The sequence below is a fragment of the Frankia sp. RB5 genome, assembly GCF_059816245.1.
Map to the genome: position 1 here is coordinate 47,448 of NZ_JCBATA010000021.1, position 18,271 is coordinate 65,718.

General features: G+C 69.5%; 13 protein-coding genes. 1 reads left to right on the forward strand and 12 read right to left on the reverse strand.

Annotated features, from left to right (window positions below; all coding sequences use genetic code 11):
* Positions 1-47: 47 nt before the first annotated feature.
* The 8 genes from rplW to rpsL all read right to left on the reverse strand — a co-directional run bounded on the left by rplW (position 48) and on the right by rpsL (position 6,593).
* On the reverse strand, positions 48-344 hold the full coding sequence (gene rplW, locus AC6EXY_RS13455) for a 50S ribosomal protein L23 (RefSeq protein WP_101832672.1): 297 nt from the start codon (positions 342-344) through the stop codon (positions 48-50).
* Positions 341-1,048, reverse strand: a complete 708-nt coding sequence (gene rplD / locus AC6EXY_RS13460; protein ID WP_101832671.1) for a 50S ribosomal protein L4 — start codon at positions 1,046-1,048, stop codon at positions 341-343. The genes rplW and rplD overlap by 4 nt, the downstream gene beginning before the upstream one ends.
* Positions 1,045-1,749 carry a 50S ribosomal protein L3 gene (gene rplC, locus AC6EXY_RS13465; RefSeq protein WP_101832670.1) on the reverse strand — a complete coding sequence of 235 codons (705 nt, stop codon included), beginning with the start codon at positions 1,747-1,749 and terminating at the stop codon, positions 1,045-1,047. The genes rplD and rplC overlap by 4 nt, the downstream gene beginning before the upstream one ends.
* Before the next feature lie 17 nt (positions 1,750-1,766).
* A complete protein-coding gene (gene rpsJ, locus AC6EXY_RS13470; RefSeq protein ID WP_007514815.1) occupies positions 1,767-2,075 on the reverse strand; it encodes a 30S ribosomal protein S10 in 309 nt (102 codons plus the stop codon).
* A 302-nt stretch (positions 2,076-2,377) separates the two neighbouring features.
* A complete protein-coding gene (gene tuf / locus AC6EXY_RS13475) occupies positions 2,378-3,571 on the reverse strand; it encodes an elongation factor Tu (protein ID WP_101832669.1) in 1,194 nt (397 codons plus the stop codon).
* Between the two features lie 74 nt (positions 3,572-3,645).
* Positions 3,646-5,742, reverse strand: a complete 2,097-nt coding sequence (gene fusA, locus AC6EXY_RS13480; protein WP_101832668.1) for an elongation factor G — start codon at positions 5,740-5,742, stop codon at positions 3,646-3,648.
* Positions 5,743-5,748: 6 nt separating this feature from the next.
* Positions 5,749-6,219, reverse strand: coding sequence for a 30S ribosomal protein S7 (rpsG, locus tag AC6EXY_RS13485; RefSeq protein ID WP_101832667.1), 471 nt, complete (start codon positions 6,217-6,219; stop codon positions 5,749-5,751).
* The gene (gene rpsL, locus AC6EXY_RS13490; RefSeq protein WP_009740532.1) at positions 6,219-6,593 is read right to left on the reverse strand and encodes a 30S ribosomal protein S12; all 375 of its coding nucleotides are present in this window, start codon (positions 6,591-6,593) and stop codon (positions 6,219-6,221) included. The genes rpsG and rpsL overlap by 1 nt, the downstream gene beginning before the upstream one ends.
* Before the next feature lie 763 nt (positions 6,594-7,356).
* On the opposite strand from rpsL, the gene mug reads away from it, so the two are divergent.
* Positions 7,357-7,965, forward strand: a complete 609-nt coding sequence (gene mug, locus AC6EXY_RS13495) for a G/U mismatch-specific DNA glycosylase (protein WP_101832666.1) — start codon at positions 7,357-7,359, stop codon at positions 7,963-7,965.
* Between the two features lie 377 nt (positions 7,966-8,342).
* On the opposite strand, the gene AC6EXY_RS13500 is transcribed toward mug, so the two are convergent.
* From AC6EXY_RS13500 to rplL, 4 genes are all read right to left on the reverse strand, one after another.
* Positions 8,343-9,257: an RluA family pseudouridine synthase gene (locus AC6EXY_RS13500; protein WP_499817611.1), complete on the reverse strand. Its 915-nt coding sequence runs from the start codon at positions 9,255-9,257 to the stop codon at positions 8,343-8,345.
* A gap of 302 nt (positions 9,258-9,559) precedes the next feature.
* Complete coding sequence (locus AC6EXY_RS13505) at positions 9,560-13,450, reverse strand: DNA-directed RNA polymerase subunit beta' (protein ID WP_101830850.1); 3,891 nt, start codon at positions 13,448-13,450, stop codon at positions 9,560-9,562.
* 93 nt (positions 13,451-13,543) lie between these two features.
* Positions 13,544-16,969 (reverse strand): DNA-directed RNA polymerase subunit beta, encoded by a 3,426-nt coding sequence (gene rpoB / locus AC6EXY_RS13510; protein WP_101830851.1) that lies wholly within the window; start codon positions 16,967-16,969, stop codon positions 13,544-13,546.
* 877 nt (positions 16,970-17,846) lie between these two features.
* Positions 17,847-18,239, reverse strand: a complete 393-nt coding sequence (gene rplL / locus AC6EXY_RS13515; protein ID WP_101830852.1) for a 50S ribosomal protein L7/L12 — start codon at positions 18,237-18,239, stop codon at positions 17,847-17,849.
* Positions 18,240-18,271 lie beyond the last annotated feature (32 nt).

Consider the following 18,271-nt stretch of genomic DNA (forward strand, 5'->3'; position numbering starts at 1 on the left):
CTTCCTACCGTCCCTGGCCCGCCGCCGTCGTCGCGCGGCACGCGCGCTCAGGCACCGGGACCTCCGAAGATCTCGATCGTGTCACCGGGCGCGAGGCTCACCAGCGCGCGCTTGGTCGAGGCCCGGTGGCCCCAGCCATGCTTGGTGCGCTTGCGCTTGCCCTGCCGGTTGATGGTGTTCACCCGCAGGACCCGCACGTTGAAGATCTGCTGGACGGCGAGCTTGATCTGGGTCTTGTTCGCGTCCGGGCGGACGATGAACGTGTAGACGTTCTCATCGAGCAGGCCGTAGCTCTTCTCCGAGACGACCGGCCGCAGGATCACGTCACGCGGGTCGGGAATCACTTGTCCTCCTCCGCCCCGGTGGTGCTCGGCTGGTTGCCGCGGGCCGGCTTGCTGTCACGGTTGACGAACGCGGCCAGCGCCTCCTTGGTGAACACGACGTCGTCGCTGACCAGGACGTCGTAGGTGTTGAGCTGGCCCGGGTCGAGCAGGTGCACCGCGGCGACGTTGCGCAGGCTCAGCCAGATCAGTTCGTCGGAGCGGCTGGCGACCACGAGCACCCGGCGGGTGTCGGCGATCGCGCGCAGCGCCGTGACCGCGGCCTTCGTCGACGGCGCGTCGCCGGAAACCAGCGAGCTCACTACGTGCACCCGGTTGTTGCGCGCCCGGTCGGACAGGGCACCGCGCAGCGCGGCGGCCTTCATCTTCTTCGGGGTGCGCTGGTCGTACGAGCGCGGCGTCGGGCCGTGCACGACGCCACCGCCGGCGAACTGCGGGGCGCGCAGCGAGCCCTGCCGGGCGCGGCCGGTGCCCTTCTGGCGGTAGGGCTTACGGCCGCCGCCACGAACCTCGCCGCGGGTCTTGGTGTCGTGGGTCCCCTGCCGGGCCGCCGCGAGCTGCGCGACGACGACCTGGTGAATCAGCGGGACGTTCAGCGGCACGTCGAACACGCCGGCGGGCAGTTCGGCGCTGCCGCCGTCCCCGCCGTGCACCTCGACTGTGCGGGTGATGGCATCCGACTCGGATGCGATCGCCGCCGGGCTCATGCCGAGACCTCCTCAGCGGCGCCGGTCGCCGCGGCCGGGGCGAAGTTCTCGGGCGCCGGGCGCTTGGCCGCGCTGCGCACGAAGACGAGCCCGCCGTCCGGGCCGGGCACCGCGCCCTTCACCAGCAGGTAGCCACGCTCGGTGTCGACGGCGTGGATGGTCAGGCCGGGGGTGGTCGTGCGGGCGTGGCCCATGCGGCCGGCCATGCGCAGACCCTTGAAGACCCGGCCGGGGGTGGCGCAGCCGCCGACCGAACCCGGCGAGCGGTGCTTGCGCTCGACGCCGTGCCCGGCGCCCAGGCCCTTGAAGCCGTGGCGCTTCATGACACCGGCGAAGCCCTTGCCCTTGGAGGTGCCGGTGATGTCGACGACGACACCCGGCGCGAACACCTCGCCGGTCAGCTGCTGGCCGGGGCGGTAGTTGCCCGCGTCGGCGGTGCGCAGTTCGGCGAGGTGGCGCCGCGGCGTGACCCCACTGGTGGCGAAGTGCCCGCGGGCCGGCTTGTTGACCCGGCGCGGGTCGACCTCGCCGTAGCCGAGCTGGACGGCCGAGTAGCCGTCGGCGTCGGGCGACTTGACCTGCGTGACGACGTTGGGTCCGGCCTTGATGACGGTGACCGGCACGACGCGGTTGTTCGCGTCCCATACCTGGGTCATCCCGAGCTTGGTGCCCAGGAGCCCTCTGTAGTTGCGGATGAGCATGACTGCGCCGGCCCCTCTTACAGCTTGATCTCGATGTCGACGCCGGCGGGGAGGTCGAGGCGCATGAGCGAGTCGACCGTCTTCGGCGTCGGGTCAAGGATGTCGATCAGCCGCTTGTGCGTCCGCATCTCGAAGTGCTCGCGGCTGTCCTTGTACTTGTGCGGCGACCGGATGACGCAGTAGATGTTCTTCTCCGTCGGCAGCGGCACCGGTCCCGCGACCTGCGCACCCGTCCGGGTCACCGTCTCGACGATCTTCCTCGCCGAGCTGTCGATGACCTCGTGGTCATAGGCCTTGAGCCGAATGCGGATCTTCTGTGCCGCCATGGTGGGCTTCGCCTGTCCTGTCTGTCTCGTCCGGCCGGTACCGCTTACCGGGTCACCGCCCGTAGATCCGCGCGCCGCGGACCGCGCGCCTTCGCGCTGTCCACCGCCGGCGGTGCGGATCTGCCGGTTCCACCGCTGTCTCGTGCCGGTCCCCCGCCGACGGATCGACGGTCGGAGCCGGATTGCCTGCCACGTCGGCGGCCGGGACCACCGGCAGCCGGTGCCACCCGGGGCGACGATCGCCGTCCCGGGCAGCAATGCGGGCGGTGGGTCCGTGATCGCAGACCCACCGCCCGCACGTACTACTTGAGAACCTTCGTGACCTGGCCCGCGCCGACGGTCCGGCCACCCTCGCGGATGGCGAAGCGCAGACCCTCCTCCATGGCGATCGGCTGGATGAGCTCGACCGTCATCTCGGTGTTGTCGCCCGGCATGACCATCTCGGTGCCCTCGGGGAGGGTCACGACGCCGGTCACGTCGGTGGTGCGGAAGTAGAACTGCGGCCGGTAGTTCTTGAAGAACGGGGTGTGGCGGCCGCCCTCGTCCTTGTTCAGGATGTAGACGCGAGCCTCGAACACCGTGTGCGGGGTGATCGACTTCGGCTTCACGATGACCTGGCCGCGCTCCACGTCCTCGCGCTTGATGCCGCGCAGGAGCAGGCCGACGTTGTCACCGGCGCGACCCTCGTCGAGCAGCTTGCGGAACATCTCGACACCGGTGACGGTGGTCGAGGTGGTCTCCGGCTTGATACCGACGATCTCGACGGTCTCGTTGACCTTGACGATTCCGCGCTCGACGCGGCCGGTGACGACCGTGCCGCGACCGGTGATCGTGAAGACGTCCTCGATCGGCATGAGGAACGGCCGGTCGATGTCACGCTGCGGCTCGGGGATCGACTCGTCGACCGCCGCCATGAGCTCGAGCAGCTTGGCGCCCCACTCCTTGTCACCCTCCAGCGCCTTGAGCGCGGAGACGCGGATGACCGGAACGTCGTCGCCGGGGAACTCGTAGGTGTTCAGCAGCTCTCGGACCTCGAGCTCGACGAGCTCGAGGATCTCCTCGTCGTCGACCATGTCGGCCTTGTTGAGCGCCACGACGATGTACGGCACGCCGACCTGACGAGCGAGCAGCACGTGCTCCTTCGTCTGCGGCATCGGGCCGTCGGTCGCGGAGACCACCAGGATCGCGCCGTCCATCTGCGCGGCGCCGGTGATCATGTTCTTGATGTAGTCCGCGTGACCCGGGCAGTCGACGTGCGCGTAGTGCCGGGCGTCGGTCTGGTACTCGACGTGCGCGATCGAGATCGTGATGCCGCGGGCCTTCTCCTCCGGCGCCTTGTCGATCTGGTCGAACGGCGTGAAGGGGTTGAGGTCCGGGTGCGCGTCGTGCAGGACCTTGGTGATCGCAGCGGTCAGCGTGGTCTTGCCATGGTCGATGTGACCGATGGTGCCGATATTGACGTGCGGCTTCGTCCGCTCGAACTTCTGCTTCGCCACGGGTGTCCCTCCAAGGACGGGTGGTGTCGTGCTGGTGTAGTCAGGTTGGGGTGGTGATCACGCCGACGGCGCGGTCACTCCCCCCTCGCCTTGGCGATGATCTCCTTGGCGACGTTCCCGGGAACCTCGGCGTAGGAGTCGAACTGCATCGAGTAGCTGGCCCGGCCGGACGTCTTCGACCGCAGGTCGCCGACGTAGCCGAACATCTCCGACAGGGGGACGGTCGCCCGCACGATGCGGGAGCCGCCGCGCTCCTCCATGGCCTGGATCTGCCCGCGCCGCGAGTTCAGGTCGCCGATCACGTCGCCCATGTGGTCCTCGGGCGTGGTGACCTCGACGGCCATCAGCGGCTCCAGCAGCACCGGGTCCGCCTTGCGGGCCGCGTCCTTGAACGCCATCGAACCGGCGATCTTGAACGCGAGCTCGGACGAGTCCACGTCGTGGAACTGGCCGTCCAGGAGGGTCACCTTGACGTCGACCAGCGGGTAGCCCGCGAGGACGCCGAACTCCATGGCCTCCTGGCAGCCGGCGTCCACCGAGGGGATGTACTCCTTGGGGATGCGGCCACCGGTGACCTTGTTCTGGAACTCGTAGCCACCGCCGTCGCCGCCGGAGGGCTCCAGGCTGATGATCACCCGGGCGTACTGGCCCGACCCACCCGTCTGCTTCTTGTGGGTGTAGTCGACCTTCTCCACCTTGCGGCGGATCGTCTCGCGGTAGGCCACCTGCGGCTTGCCGACGTTCGCCTCGACCGAGAACTCGCGTCGCATCCGGTCGACCAGCACGTCGAGGTGCAGCTCGCCCATGCCCGCGATGATCGTCTGACCGGTCTCCTCGTCGGTGCGGACCTGGAAGGTCGGGTCCTCCTCGGCGAGCCGCTGGATCGCGGTGCCCAGCTTCTGCTGGTCGGCCTTGGTCTTCGGCTCGATCGCGACGTGGATGACCGGCGCCGGGAACGTCATCGACTCCAGGATCACCGGAGCGTTCGGGTCGCAGAGCGTGTCACCGGTGGTGGTGTTCTTCAGGCCCACCACGGCGACGATCTGACCCGCACCGACGCCGTCCCGGTCCTCCCGGTGGTTGGCGTGCATCTGCAGGATGCGGCCGATGCGCTCCTTGCGGTCCTTCGTCGAGTTCAGGACCGGCGAGCCCGCGGTGAGCTTGCCCGAGTACACCCGGATGTAGGTCAGCTTGCCGACGTACGGGTCGCTCATGATCTTGAACGCGAGCGCGGAGAACGGCTCGTCCTCGGTCGGCTCGCGCCGGACCTCCGTGGACTCGTCGCTCACCGAATGACCCACGGTGGCGCCGATGTCGAGCGGGTTCGGCAGGAAGTTGACGACCGCGTCGAGCATGGGCTGCACGCCCTTGTTCTTGAACGCGGAGCCACACAGCACCGGGTTGATCTTGCTCGCCAGCGTACCCCGCCGCAGCGCGGCGACGAGCTGCTCCTCCGAGGGCTCCTCGCCCTCGAGGTAGAGCTCCATCAGCTCGTCGTCGTTCTCGGCGACGGTCTCGATGAGCTTGTCGCGCCACTCCTGCGCGGCCTCGGCGTGGTCGCCCGGGATGTCGACCGCCTCGTAGGAAGCGCCCTTGTCCTCGCTCTGCCAGAGCAGGCCCTTCATCCGGATCAGGTCGATGACGCCGCGGAAGTCCGACTCCACGCCCCAGGGGAGCTGGATGACGGCAGGCGTGGCGTCGAGCCGGTCGACCATCATGTCCACGCAGCGGTGGAACTCCGCGCCGACCCGGTCCATCTTGTTGACGAACGCGATGCGCGGCACGTCGTAGCGGTCGGCCTGCTTCCAGACCGTCTCGCTCTGCGGTTCGACGCCGGCGACGGCGTCGAACACCGCCACGGCGCCGTCGAGGACGCGCAGCGACCGCTCGACCTCGACCGTGAAGTCGACGTGGCCGGGCGTGTCGATGATGTTGATGGTGTGGTCGCGCCAGATACAGGTGGTGGCCGCGGAGGTGATGGTGATCCCCCGCTCCTGCTCCTGCTCCATCCAGTCCATCGTGGCGCCGCCCTCGTGGACCTCACCGATCTTGTAGTTCACACCGGTGTAGAAGAGGATGCGCTCGGTGGTGGTGGTCTTGCCCGCGTCGATGTGGGCCATGATCCCGATGTTGCGGGTCCTGGCCAGCAAGGAACGATCGTCAGATGCCATGGAGAGCTACCAGCGGTAGTGGGCGAAGGCCTTGTTGGACTCCGCCATCTTGTGGGTGTCCTCCCGGCGCTTCACGCTCGCGCCGAGGCCGTTGCTCGCGTCGATGAGCTCGTTCATCAGCCGCTCGGTCATCGTCTTCTCGCGGCGAGCCCGGGAGTAGCCGACGAGCCAGCGCAGCGCCAGTGTCGTGCTGCGGCCGGCGCGGACCTCCACCGGGACCTGGTAGGTGGCGCCACCGACGCGGCGGCTGCGCACCTCCAGCGTGGGCTTGACGTTGTCGAGCGCCCGCTTGAGCGTGACGACCGGGTCGTTGCCGGTCTTGTTCTTCGCGCCCTCCAGCGCGCCGTACACGATGCGCTCCGCGACGGACTTCTTGCCGCTCATCAGCACCTTGTTCACCAGCGCGGTCACCAGCGGCGACCCGTACACCGGGTCGACGACGACGGCGTGCTTGGGCGCGGGCCCCTTGCGCGGCATCAGCCCTTCTCCTTCTTCGCGCCGTAGCGGCTGCGAGCCTGCTTGCGGTTACGGACGCCCTGCGTGTCGAGAGCGCCGCGGACGATCTTGTAGCGGACGCCCGGGAGGTCCTTCACCCGACCACCACGGACGAGGACGATCGAGTGCTCCTGCAGGTTGTGGCCGACACCGGGGATGTAGGCGGTGACCTCGATCCCGCTGTTCAGCCGGACTCGCGCCACCTTGCGCAGCGCCGAGTTCGGCTTCTTGGGGGTGGTCGTGTAGACGCGGGTGCACACACCACGACGCTGAGGGCTCCCCTTGAGTGCCGGGGTCTTGGTCTTCTCGACCTTGTCCTGCCGGCCCTTGCGGACCAGCTGCTGGATCGTGGGCAACGCCGCTCCCGTTCCTGTGACGCCTCGTCGTACTGCCTTGGGCAACCAGACCGGTACGCCGGCCTACCTGCATTGCTTGCGATCCGCACCCGGGCCACTCTCGGTGACCCGCGACCGGTTGCTCCGACCCACGCGGTCGGGCGTGTCGCGCCATCTCGACCGTCAGATCTCCGGATACGAAGATCCACCACGGTGGAGAGCGCGTCAGCCCGCCCGGCCGCTTCGCGGAAACCGAGCCCGACAGTCGCCGACGGCTGCTGGATGGTGACCTTTCGTCAACCGATCCGACACCACGGCGCCACATCGAAGTGCGAGACGCACGCCAGAGTCACGCGGACTCCGGCCACGGTCATCAACAGTACTCCACGGCCGCGTCACGTGTCGAACGGGGTATCGGCCGACCTCCCGCGCAGACAACCCCAGCCCCGCGGCGGCCCGACAACGCCTGATCAGGCCCGACCAGGCGGACGGCGCCGCCGAAACCGATGCCCTACACCGAAGCCGACGATCACTACCCGCGCTGCGGGGCGGCCGGACTCCGGCGGCGACATCGTTCACCGGGGCAGCGGGGCGCAGCCGCGGGATCGCGGACGACACCTCGACCACGAACCTCCGGGCCCGAGCACCCCGCTCCGGCCCGCAGAGTGGAGGCCGGGGAGCCACAGACCCCCTGGAACCCAGGTGACCCCGGGAACCACCGCCGCCCTGACGCTGGCACGCTGTACCAGACAGCACGATACCGGCAACGGAGGCCCTCGAGGACATGTTTGACGCAGTCGGCGAACAGGCACCGCCCAAACGTCCCGGCACCGCCCTCCCGCCGAGGCCCTCCCGGGCACAGCTGCAGGCCGCCTACGGCACCACCGTCCCCGACCTCCTCGCGCCGCGCACCGTCGTGCTGCTCTGCGGGATCAACCCGTCCCTGGAGTCCGGGGCGACCGGCTTCCACTTCGGCACGCCGAGCAACCGGCTGTGGCCCGTCCTGCACCTCGCCGGCTTCACCCCCCGCCGCCTGCACCCCAGCGAGACCGGCGAGCTGACCAGCCGCGGCATCAGCATCACGAACCTGGTCCAGCGCTCCACCGCCCGCGCCGACGAAATCGACGACGACGAGGTGCGCGCCGGTGTCCCCCGGCTGACCGAGCTGGTCGAGCGGATCTCGCCGCGCTGGGTCGCGTTCCTGGGCCTGGCCGCCTACCGCGTCAGCTTCCGGCGCCGCGCCGCGAAGGTCGGCCGCCAGCCCGAGACCCTGGGCTCCGCCGGCATCTGGCTGCTGCCCAACCCGAGCGGCCTCAACGCCCACTACCAGCTCCCCGACCTGGCCCGCGTCTACGGCGACCTCAACGCCGCCGCCTACGGCCCCACTGGCTAGGCGGCGCCTCGAGTTCTGATCTTCATGCCGCGTTGCCGCGCTGCCGCGGCGTGTCGTGACAGCGTTCCGACAACGTCACAGCGGCCCGTGTCGCGAAGTAGGGGGCAAACCGGACACGACGCCCCGAGTTCGCGACACGGCACCGCCGTCCCCCGCAGGCTCTTCCCCTCCGCGCCGCCCTCGGCCTTCTGGTCGACGCCCACACCGTCCCTTCTGGTCGACGCCCACACCGTCGATGATCATGCTTGTACGGTGTCGGGTCGCGGTGCGTGAGACCGCCGGCGGGACTGCGGGGAGGGCCGCGGTGATGGTGGCTCTCCGTGGCCGCGGGGACGCCGGCGATCCGGGCGAACGGGCGCCCGGGGATCGCGACGCCGTCAGCGCCCCAGCCCTCGTCCACCCGATCGACGCCGCCTCGCGGCAGCGGGGCGCGGCGACGACGGCAGCGACGACGTGCGCCCGTCTTCTGGCGTTCCCGGGGCACAGTCCGACGCGGGCGGATCCCAGGGGACGAGGTCCGGCAGAGTGGCGGGGATGCCTGCGGGGATCAGGGCGGCGGCGGGTGTCCAGAAGCCGGGGCCTGGCGGGGCCTCGAGGCGCAGGCGCTCGCCGGCGATGTCGTAGATCGCCAGACGCCAGGAGTGCAGGAGGGTGCGCGACGTTGCGGCGCGGTCGAACAGCGGGTCGCCGTCGACCGGGTGGCCGATCCAGGCCAGGTGCACCCGGATCTGGTGGCGCCGGCCGGTCACCGGCGTCGCGGCGAGCAGGGTGAACTCGCCGCCTTCCCAGAGCCGGACGAACGTCGTCACCGACGGGTACACCGGCACATGGTCGAACACCGCGCCCGCCGGCACCGACCAGCATCCCTCCCCGGAATCGGAAGAACGGTCGGCGGCGATGTCGGCGCGGTTCGCGGCGACGCGGACGCGGTTCTTGCGGCCGACGCTGAGCGGCAGGTCGATGGTGCCGGCGACGGGCAGGCCGCGGGTGCGGGTGAGGACCAGGTAGCGCTTGCCGGCGGTGCGCCGGGCGAACTGGCGGGTGAGGTCGCCGTGGAAGCGCAGCTCGCGGGCGAACAGGATCAGGCCCGAGGTCGCCTTGTCGATGCGATGCACGGGGAACAGTCGCTCGCCGGCCGCCTCGGCGATGCGGACGAGGTCGAGGTCGTGCCGCTCCCCCATCACCGAGATACCGGGCGGCTTGTCGAGGGCGAGGATCGCCTCGTCCTCGTACACCAGGTGCCGGGAGCGGATCTCCGCCCACGCAGGCGTCGACGATCCGGAGTTCGGCACGGCGGTTGATCCCCCTTGAACGGCGACCACGGTCAACGAGCTGGCTGCGCCGCCCGGCCGCGAGACGACGCGGACAGGGCGGGGCGGGACAGGGCGGGACAGGGCGGGACAGGGCGGGGCGGGCTGAGGGCAGGCGGGGCGGGCTGAGGCAGGCGGGCGGAGGGCCGGACAGCGAAACGGCGGCCCGGCTCCCTGGGCGAGGAGGGAGACCGGACCGCCGTCGGCGTCCGTCCTGGCGGTGCCGAGAACGCCGGCCCGCCGACGGATTGTCAGCGGGCCGGATCCTGGCTACCGACCGCGGCTCAGCGGAAGTCGCCCGTGCTGCGGAAGTCGAACTCGTCCAGCGGGACGGCCTGGCCGGATCCGGTGCCGAAGGCGCCGTACTCGACGCTGCCGCTGTCCTCGTAGGCACCGACGGAGTACATCGCCGCGCGCGCCTCCTCGGTCGGCTCCACCCGGATGTTGCGGTACCGCGAGATGCCGGTACCAGCCGGGATCAGCTTTCCGATGATGACGTTCTCCTTGAGGCCGACGAGCGAGTCCGAGCGCGCGTTGATCGCCGCGTCGGTGAGCACCCGGGTCGTCTCCTGGAAGGAGGCCGCCGACAGCCACGACTCGGTGGCCAGCGACGCCTTGGTGATGCCCATCAGCACCGGGCGGGCGGACGCCGGCTGGCCACCGGACTCCACCACCCGGCGGTTCTCTCCCTCGAAGCGGGCCCGCTCGCACAGCTCCCCAGGCAGCAGGTTGGTCTCCCCCGACTCGAGCACGTTCACCCGCTTGAGCATCTGACGGATGATGATCTCGATGTGCTTGTCGTGGATCGACACACCCTGCGACCGGTACACCTCCTGGACCTGCTCGACCAGGTGGAGCTGGACCTGGCGCGGGCCGAGGATGCGCAGCACCTCGTGCGGGTCGACGGCACCGTCGACGACCTGGTTGCCGACCTCGATGCGGTCGCCCTCGCGTACCCGCAGGCGGGCACGCCGCGAGACCGGGTAGGCGATCTCCTCGCTGCCGTCGTCCGGCACCACCACGACCTTGAAGGTCTTCTCGGTCTCCTCGATCTTGATGCGACCGGAGACCTCGGTGATGGGCGCCTTGCCCTTCGGGCTGCGTGCCTCGAAGAGCTCGACGACACGCGGCAGACCCTGGGTGATGTCGTCACCGGCGACACCACCCGAGTGGAAGGTACGCATCGTCAGCTGGGTGCCGGGCTCACCGATGGACTGCGCGGCGACGATGCCGACGGCCTCGCCGACGTCGACCAGCTTGCCGGTGGCCAGCGAGCGCCCGTAGCACTGCGCGCACACACCCATCCGGGACTCGCAGGTCAGCGCGGAGCGGACCCGCACCTGCTCGATGCCGGCCTCGATGATCTGGCCGATGGCGACGTCCCCGGCATCCGTGCCGGCGGGAACGATGATCTCGCCGTTCTCGTCGACCGCGTCGGAGGCCAGCGTCCGCGCGTACGCCGAGGTCTCGGCGTACCGGTCGCGCACGAGCCTGCCGTCCGCGTCGCGGGTGGCGATCCGGGTGAGGATGCCGCGCTCGGTGCCGCAGTCGTCGTCGCGGACGATGACGTCCTGGCTGACGTCGACGAGCCGGCGGGTCAGGTAGCCGGAGTCGGCGGTACGCAGGGCGGTGTCGGCCAGACCCTTGCGGGCGCCGTGGGTCGAGATGAAGTACTCGACCACGGTGAGACCCTCGCGGAAGTTCGCCTTGATCGGCCGCGGGATGATCTCACCCTTCGGGTTGGAGACCAGTCCGCGCATGCCGGCGAGCTGCCGGATCTGCATCATGTTTCCGGCGGCACCCGAGCTGACCAGCACGTGGACCGGGTTGGTCTTCGGGAAGTTCGCCTCCATGGCCTCGGCGATCTTGTTGGTCGCCTCGGTCCAGATCTGGACCAGCTCGCTGCGGCGCTCCTCGTCGGACAGGAAGCCGCGGTCGAACTGCTTCTGCACCCGGTCGGCCCGCTGCTCGTAGTCGTCGAGGATCTCCGCCTTGTTCGGCGGCGCGACGACGTCCTCGATGGCGACGGTGACCCCGGACCGGGTGGCCCAGTAGAAACCGGCGCTCTTCAGCGCGTCCAGGGTCGCCGCGACCTGGATCTTCGGGTACCGCTCGGCCAGGTCGTTGACGATCGCGGCCTGGGCCTTCTTGTTCAGCTGGGCGTTGATGAAGGGGTAGCCCTCCGGCAGCGCCTCGTTGAGCAGGCAGCGCCCGAACGTCGTCTCCAGGGTGAAGTGGTCCCCGGTGACCCAGTCGGCCGGCGGCGTCCAGTCCGACGGCGGCGTGGTGTCGCGCAGCCGAACGTTGATCTTCGCCTGGAGGGCGATCTCGTGCGCGTCGAAGGCCATCTGCGCCTCGGCGACGGACGAGAACGCCCGGCCCTCGCCGACGGCGCCGTCGGCGAGCGTCGACAGGTGGAACACGCCGGTGACCATGTCGAGCGAGGGCATCGCCAGCGGCCGGCCGGACGCGGGCGAGAGGATGTTGTTGCTCGACAGCATCAGGATCCGGGCCTCGGCCTGCGCCTCGGCGGACAGCGGCAGGTGCACCGCCATCTGGTCGCCGTCGAAGTCCGCGTTGAACGCGGTGCAGACCAGCGGGTGGATCTGGATGGCCTTGCCCTCGACGAGCTGCGGCTCGAAGGCCTGGATGCCCAGGCGGTGCAGGGTCGGCGCCCGGTTGAGCAGCACCGGGTGCTCGGTGATGACCTCCTCGAGCACGTCCCACACGACCGGGCGGGCCCGCTCGACCATCCGCTTGGCCGACTTGATGTTCTGCGCGTGGTTGAGGTCCACCAGGCGCTTCATCACGAACGGCTTGAACAGCTCCAGGGCCATCTGCTTGGGCAGGCCGCACTGGTGCAGCTTGAGCTGCGGGCCGACGACGATGACCGACCGGCCGGAGTAGTCGACGCGCTTGCCGAGCAGGTTCTGGCGGAACCGACCCTGCTTGCCCTTGAGCATGTCGGACAGCGACTTGAGCGGACGGTTACCGGGACCCGTGACCGGCCGGCCGCGGCGGCCGTTGTCGAACAGCGCGTCGACGGCCTCCTGCAGCATCCGCTTCTCGTTGTTGACGATGATCTCGGGCGCGCCGAGGTCGAGCAGCCGCTTGAGCCGGTTGTTCCGGTTGATCACCCGGCGGTACAGGTCGTTGAGGTCGGAGGTCGCGAAGCGGCCACCGTCGAGCTGCACCATCGGCCGCAGGTCCGGCGGGATCACCGGAACGCAGTCGAGCACCATCCCCATCGGGGAGTTGCGGGTGTTCAGGAACGCGGAGACGACCTTGAGCCGCTTGAGCGCGCGGGCCTTCTTCTGCCCCTTGCCGCTGCGGATGGTCTCGCGCAGCGACTCCGCCTCCGCGGCCAGGTCGAACTCGGAGATCCGGCGCTGCAGCGCCTCGGCGCCCATGCCGCCGTCGAAGTACTGGCCGAACCGGTCGCGCAGCTCGCGGTAGAGCAGCTCGTCCGGCTCCAGGTCCTGGACCTTCATGTTCTTGAACCGGTCGAAGACGCGGTCCAGGTCGTCGATCTTGCGCTGCGAGCGGTCGCGGATCTGACGCATCTCGCGCTCCGCGCCCTCGCGGACCTTGCGGCGCGCGTCGCCCTTGGCGCCCTCGGCCTCGAGCTGGGCGAGGTCGGCCTCGAGCCGCTTCTGCCGGGTCTCGACGTCCGCGTTCTTGCGGTCCTCGAGCTGCTGCTTCTCGACGCCGATGCGGGCCTCGAGAGTCGGCAGGTCGCGGTGGCGGGCGTCGATGTCGACCTTGGTGATCATGTAGGCGGCGAAGTAGATGACCTTCTCGAGGTCCTTCGGCGCCAGGTCCAGCAGGTAGCCGAGACGGCTCGGGACACCCTTGAAGTACCAGATGTGGGTGACCGGCGCGGCCAGCTCGATGTGGCCCATCCGCTCACGGCGCACCTTGGCGCGGGTGACCTCGACGCCACACCGCTCACAGATGATGCCCTTGAAGCGGACCCGCTTGTACTTGCCGCAGTAGCACTCCCAGTCCCGGGTCGGACCGAAGATCTTCTCGCAGAAGAGCCCGTCCTTCTCCGGCTTCAGGGTGCGGTAGTTGATCGTCTCGGGCTTCTTGACCTCACCGTGCGACCACTGGCGGATGTCGTCCGCGGTGGCGAGACCGATGCGCAGTTCGTCGAAGAAGTTGACGTCCAGCAAGACTGTCGCCTGCTCTCTCTTTCTCGGTCGGGACGCTGGAGTCGGGCCGGGGCGCCGGGGGCGGGCGCTTCACGCGCGGCCCCCGGCGACCGGTCAGACCTCCTCGACGCTGCTCGGCTCGCGCCGGGACAGGTCGATCCCGAGTTCCTCCGCCGCACGGAAGACGTCCTCGTCGGTGTCACGCATCTCGATCTGCACACCGTCGCTGGAGAGCACCTCGACGTTGAGGCACAGCGACTGCATCTCCTTGATGAGCACCTTGAACGACTCCGGGATGCCGGGCTCCGGAATGTTCTCGCCCTTGACGATCGCCTCGTAGACCTTGACCCGGCCCACCACGTCGTCGGACTTGATGGTCAGCAGCTCCTGCAGGGCGTAGGCGGCGCCGTACGCCTCCAGCGCCCACACCTCCATCTCACCGAAGCGCTGGCCACCGAACTGCGCCTTGCCACCCAGGGGCTGCTGGGTGATCATCGAGTAGGGGCCGGTCGAGCGAGCGTGGATCTTGTCGTCGACCAGGTGGAGGAGCTTGAGGATGTAGATGTAGCCGACCGCCACCGGGTACGGGTACGGCTCGCCGGTGCGGCCGTCGAACAGGGTGGCCTTACCGGAGGAGCCGATGAGCTGGACGCCGTCCCGGTTGGGCAGCGTGGAGTCCAGCAGGCCGGTGATCTCCTCCTCGCGGGCGCCGTCGAAGACCGGGGTGGACACGTTGGTGCCACTCGGGGCGGCGTCCGCGCCGATGCCGCGCAGCCGCTCCTTCCAGCCCTCGCTGCCGGAGTCGACCTGCCAGCCCGTCTTGGCCACCCACCCGAGGTGGGTCTCCAGGATCTGGCCGATGTTCATCCGGCGGGGCACGCCGTGCGGGTTGAGCACGACGTCGACCGCGGTGCCGTCCTCGAGGAAGGGCATGTCCTCGACGGGCAGGATCTTGGCGATGACGCCCTTGTTGCCGTGCCGACCGGCGAGCTTGTCGCCGTCGGTGATCTTCCGCTTCTGGGCGACGTACACCCGGACCAGCTCGTTGACGCCGGGCGGCAGCTCGTCGCCGTCCTCGCGGGAGAACACCCGCACGCCGATGACCTTGCCGGACTCGCCGTGCGGCACCTTCAGCGAGGTGTCGCGGACCTCGCGGGCCTTCTCGCCGAAGATCGCGCGCAGCAGCCGCTCCTCGGGAGTCAGCTCGGTCTCGCCCTTCGGGGTGACCTTGCCGACCAGCACGTCGCCGGTCTGCACGTCGGCGCCGATGCGGATGATGCCGCGCTCGTCGAGGTCGGCGAGCACCTCCTCGGCGACGTTCGGGATGTCCCGGGTGATCTCCTCCGGGCCCAGCTTGGTGTCGCGGGCGTCGACCTCGTGCTCCTCGATGTGGATCGAGGAGAGCACGTCGTCCTGCACGAGGCGCTGGGACAGGATGATCGCGTCCTCGTAGTTGTGCCCCTCCCACGGCATGAAGGCGACCAGCAGGTTCTTGCCAAGCGCCATCTCGCCGTTGTCGGTGCACGGGCCGTCCGCGATGACCTGGCCGGCCTCGATCCGATCGCCCTCGAAGACGATCGGCTTCTGGTTGATGCAGGTGCCCTGGTTCGACCGGCGGAACTTCGCCAGCCGGTAGGTGCGCCGGGTGCCGTCGTCGTGCATGACGGTGATGTAGTCCGCCGAGAGGTCCTCGACGACGCCGGCCTGGCCGGCCACGACCACGTCGCCGGCGTCCTTGGCCGCGCGGGCCTCCATGCCGGTGCCGACCAGCGGCGCCTCGGAGCGCAGCAGCGGCACCGACTGGCGCTGCATGTTGGAGCCCATGAGCGCGCGGTTGGCGTCGTCGTGCTCGAGGAAGGGGATCATGGCGGTCGCCACGGACACCATCTGCCGCGGCGAGACGTCCATGTAGTCGACCTCGTCCGGCGGAATGAACTCGACCTCACCGCCCTTGCGGCGGACCAGGACACGATCCTCGGCGAACGTGCCGTCCGGCTGCAGCGGCGTGTTGGCCTGCGCCTTGACGTGCCGGTCCTCCTCGTCCGCGGTCAGGTAGTCGATCTGGTCGGTCACCCGGCCGTTGGCCACCTTGCGGTACGGGGTCTCGACGAAGCCGAACGGGTTGACCCGCGCGAACGTCGACAGCGAACCGATCAGGCCGATGTTCGGGCCTTCCGGCGTCTCGATCGGGCACATCCGGCCGTAGTGGCTGGGGTGCACGTCGCGAACCTCGAAGCCGGCCCGCTCCCGGGACAGACCACCCGGGCCCAACGCCGACAGGCGGCGCTTGTGGGTGAGCCCGGCCAGCGGGTTGGTCTGGTCCATGAACTGCGACAGCTGGCTGGTGCCGAAGAACTCCTTGATGGAGGCGACGACCGGCCGGATGTTGATCAGGGTCTGCGGCGTGATCGCCTCGACGTCCTGGGTGGTCATCCGCTCACGGACGACCCGCTCCATCCGGGCGAGGCCCAGGCGGACCTGGTTCTGGATCAGCTCGCCGACCGTGCGCAGGCGCCGGTTGCCGAAGTGGTCGATGTCGTCGACCTCGTACTCGGACGGGTCGGCTCCCGCGTGCAGCTTGACGACGTACTCGATCGTGCGGACGATGTCATCCTCGGTGAGCACACCGACGTTGTGCGCGACATCCAGGGAGAGCTTCTTGTTGACCTTGTAGCGACCGACCTTGGCCAGGTCGTAGCGCTTCGGGTTGAAGAAGAGGTTCTCCAGCAGGGTCTGCGCCGACTCCCGCGTCGGCGGCTCGCCCGGGCGCAGCTTGCGGTAGATGTCCAGCAGCGCGTCGTCCTGGCTGGCGGTGTGGTCCTTCTCCAGGGTCACCCGCATCGACGGGAAGTCGCCGAAGCGCTCGAGGATGCGCGCCTCGTCCCAGCCGAGCGCCTTGAGCAGCACGGTGACGGACTGGCGGCGCTTGCGGTCGATGCGCACGCCGACGGTGTCCCGCTTGTCGATCTCGAACTCGAGCCAGGCCCCGCGCGAGGGGATCACCTTGCAGGAGTACAGATCCTTGTCCGACGCCTTGTCGAGGCTGCGCTCGAAGTACACCCCGGGCGACCGGACGAGCTGGCTGACCACCACGCGCTCGGTCCCGTTGATCACGAACGTGCCCTTCGGGGTCATGAGCGGGAAGTCGCCCATGAACACCGTCTGGCTCTTGATCTCACCGGTGGTGTTGTTGGTGAACTCGGCCGTGACGAACAGCGGGGCCGAGAACGTCATGTCCTTGTCCTTGCACTCCTCGACGGAGTACTTGGGTGGCTCGAACCGGTGGTCCCGGAAGGAGAGGGACATGGACCCGGAGAAGTCCTCGATCGGGGAGATCTCCTCGAAGACCTCCTCCAGACCGGAGGTGATCGGGACGTCGTCCCGACCCGAGTCGATGGCCTCCTGAACCCGCTCCGCCCAGGCATCACTGCCGATCAGCCAATCGAAGGACTGCGTCTGAAGAGCAAGGAGATCCGGGACCTCGAGAGGCTCGATGATCTTAGCGAACGAGATGCGGGAGGAAGAGCGCGAGGCGGCCAAGGTGGTCCTTCCGGTGGCCTGATCGTCGGGCTGGCGTCGCGGACGTCAAGGATCCGTCGGGGGGTGGTCAGGTGATCAGTGTCTCGCTACGGTTGTCGGGAACGGCGACGGGGGGTGCCCCGCCGGTGAGAGGATGACCGCGGGGCGCGTACACGCGACGGCCGAGCCGGGAGGTCCGGTGGCCGGCACGCGGTCGGAGTCGGCCCTCGTCCCGCAGCGGATGCCGTCGGTTCCTGGTCCGTCGGTCCGCACAGCCGCAGGTTTCGGGCGCGGCAGGCGTTCGGCTGACTGCGGGCACGCCGAAGGACCGTCGCGGCGCGAGCGCGCGGCGACGCCGGTGTCCGCTGAGAACAACGGGTCGGTGCACGGGCAAAGGTCTGCTCAGGGTCCTCGGTGTGGCTGCCATACAGCCGTGCCACACACCAGCACGGCCAGCACGCCCCGCCGTCGTACCGGACCCACCGCGCGGACGCGGCTCCGACGACCTGGTCGGTGCCACGCGCGGCGCGGACCGGACCCCCGCAGAGGGCCCGACCTCACCGCAGAACCGGTGTCGGCGGAGCCGATGCGACGAAAAGGGCAGCGCAAACTAGCAGTGTAGCCGACAGGCACACCGCTGGCAAGAACGTGCGTGGTACAACCGCGCGGGGGGTACGTGGCTCACCGCATCTGCTTCCCGACGAGTGTTCGCGACATGATGGAACTCCGATCCACAGGGGCCGTCAACCCCCTTCGGAAAACATCACGAACGGCCCGACCTGCCCAACCGCCTACGTAGCAGCGTATCCGGGCGTTTGCGGCACCAGACGCCGCGTGCCGGGACACCTCGGAGGTGCCCCGGCACGCGGGCGTCAGCCGGCACCTGCCGGCCGCGGTGCTACTTGACGGTGACCGTCGCGCCGGCGCCCTCGAGGGCCGCCTTCGCCTTGTCCGCGGCCTCCTTGGCGACCTTCTCCAGGACGGGCTTGGGCGCGCCGTCGACGAGGTCCTTGGCCTCCTTCAGCCCGAGGCTGGTCAGCGCCCGGACCTCCTTGATGACCTGGATCTTCTTGTCGCCGACGGACTCGAGGATGACGTCGAACTCGTCCTGCTCCTCGGCGGCCGGGGCGTCGCCGCCCGCGCCGCCCGCGGCCGGGACAGCGGCCACGGCGACCGGCGCCGCGGCGGTGACGCCGAAGGTCTCCTCGAACTGCTTCACGAACTCGGAGAGCTCCAGGAGGGTGAGCTCCTTGAACGCGTCCAGCAGTTCCTCGGTGGACAGCTTCGCCATGGTGGCGTCTTCCTTCCTCGTCTTCCGATGCC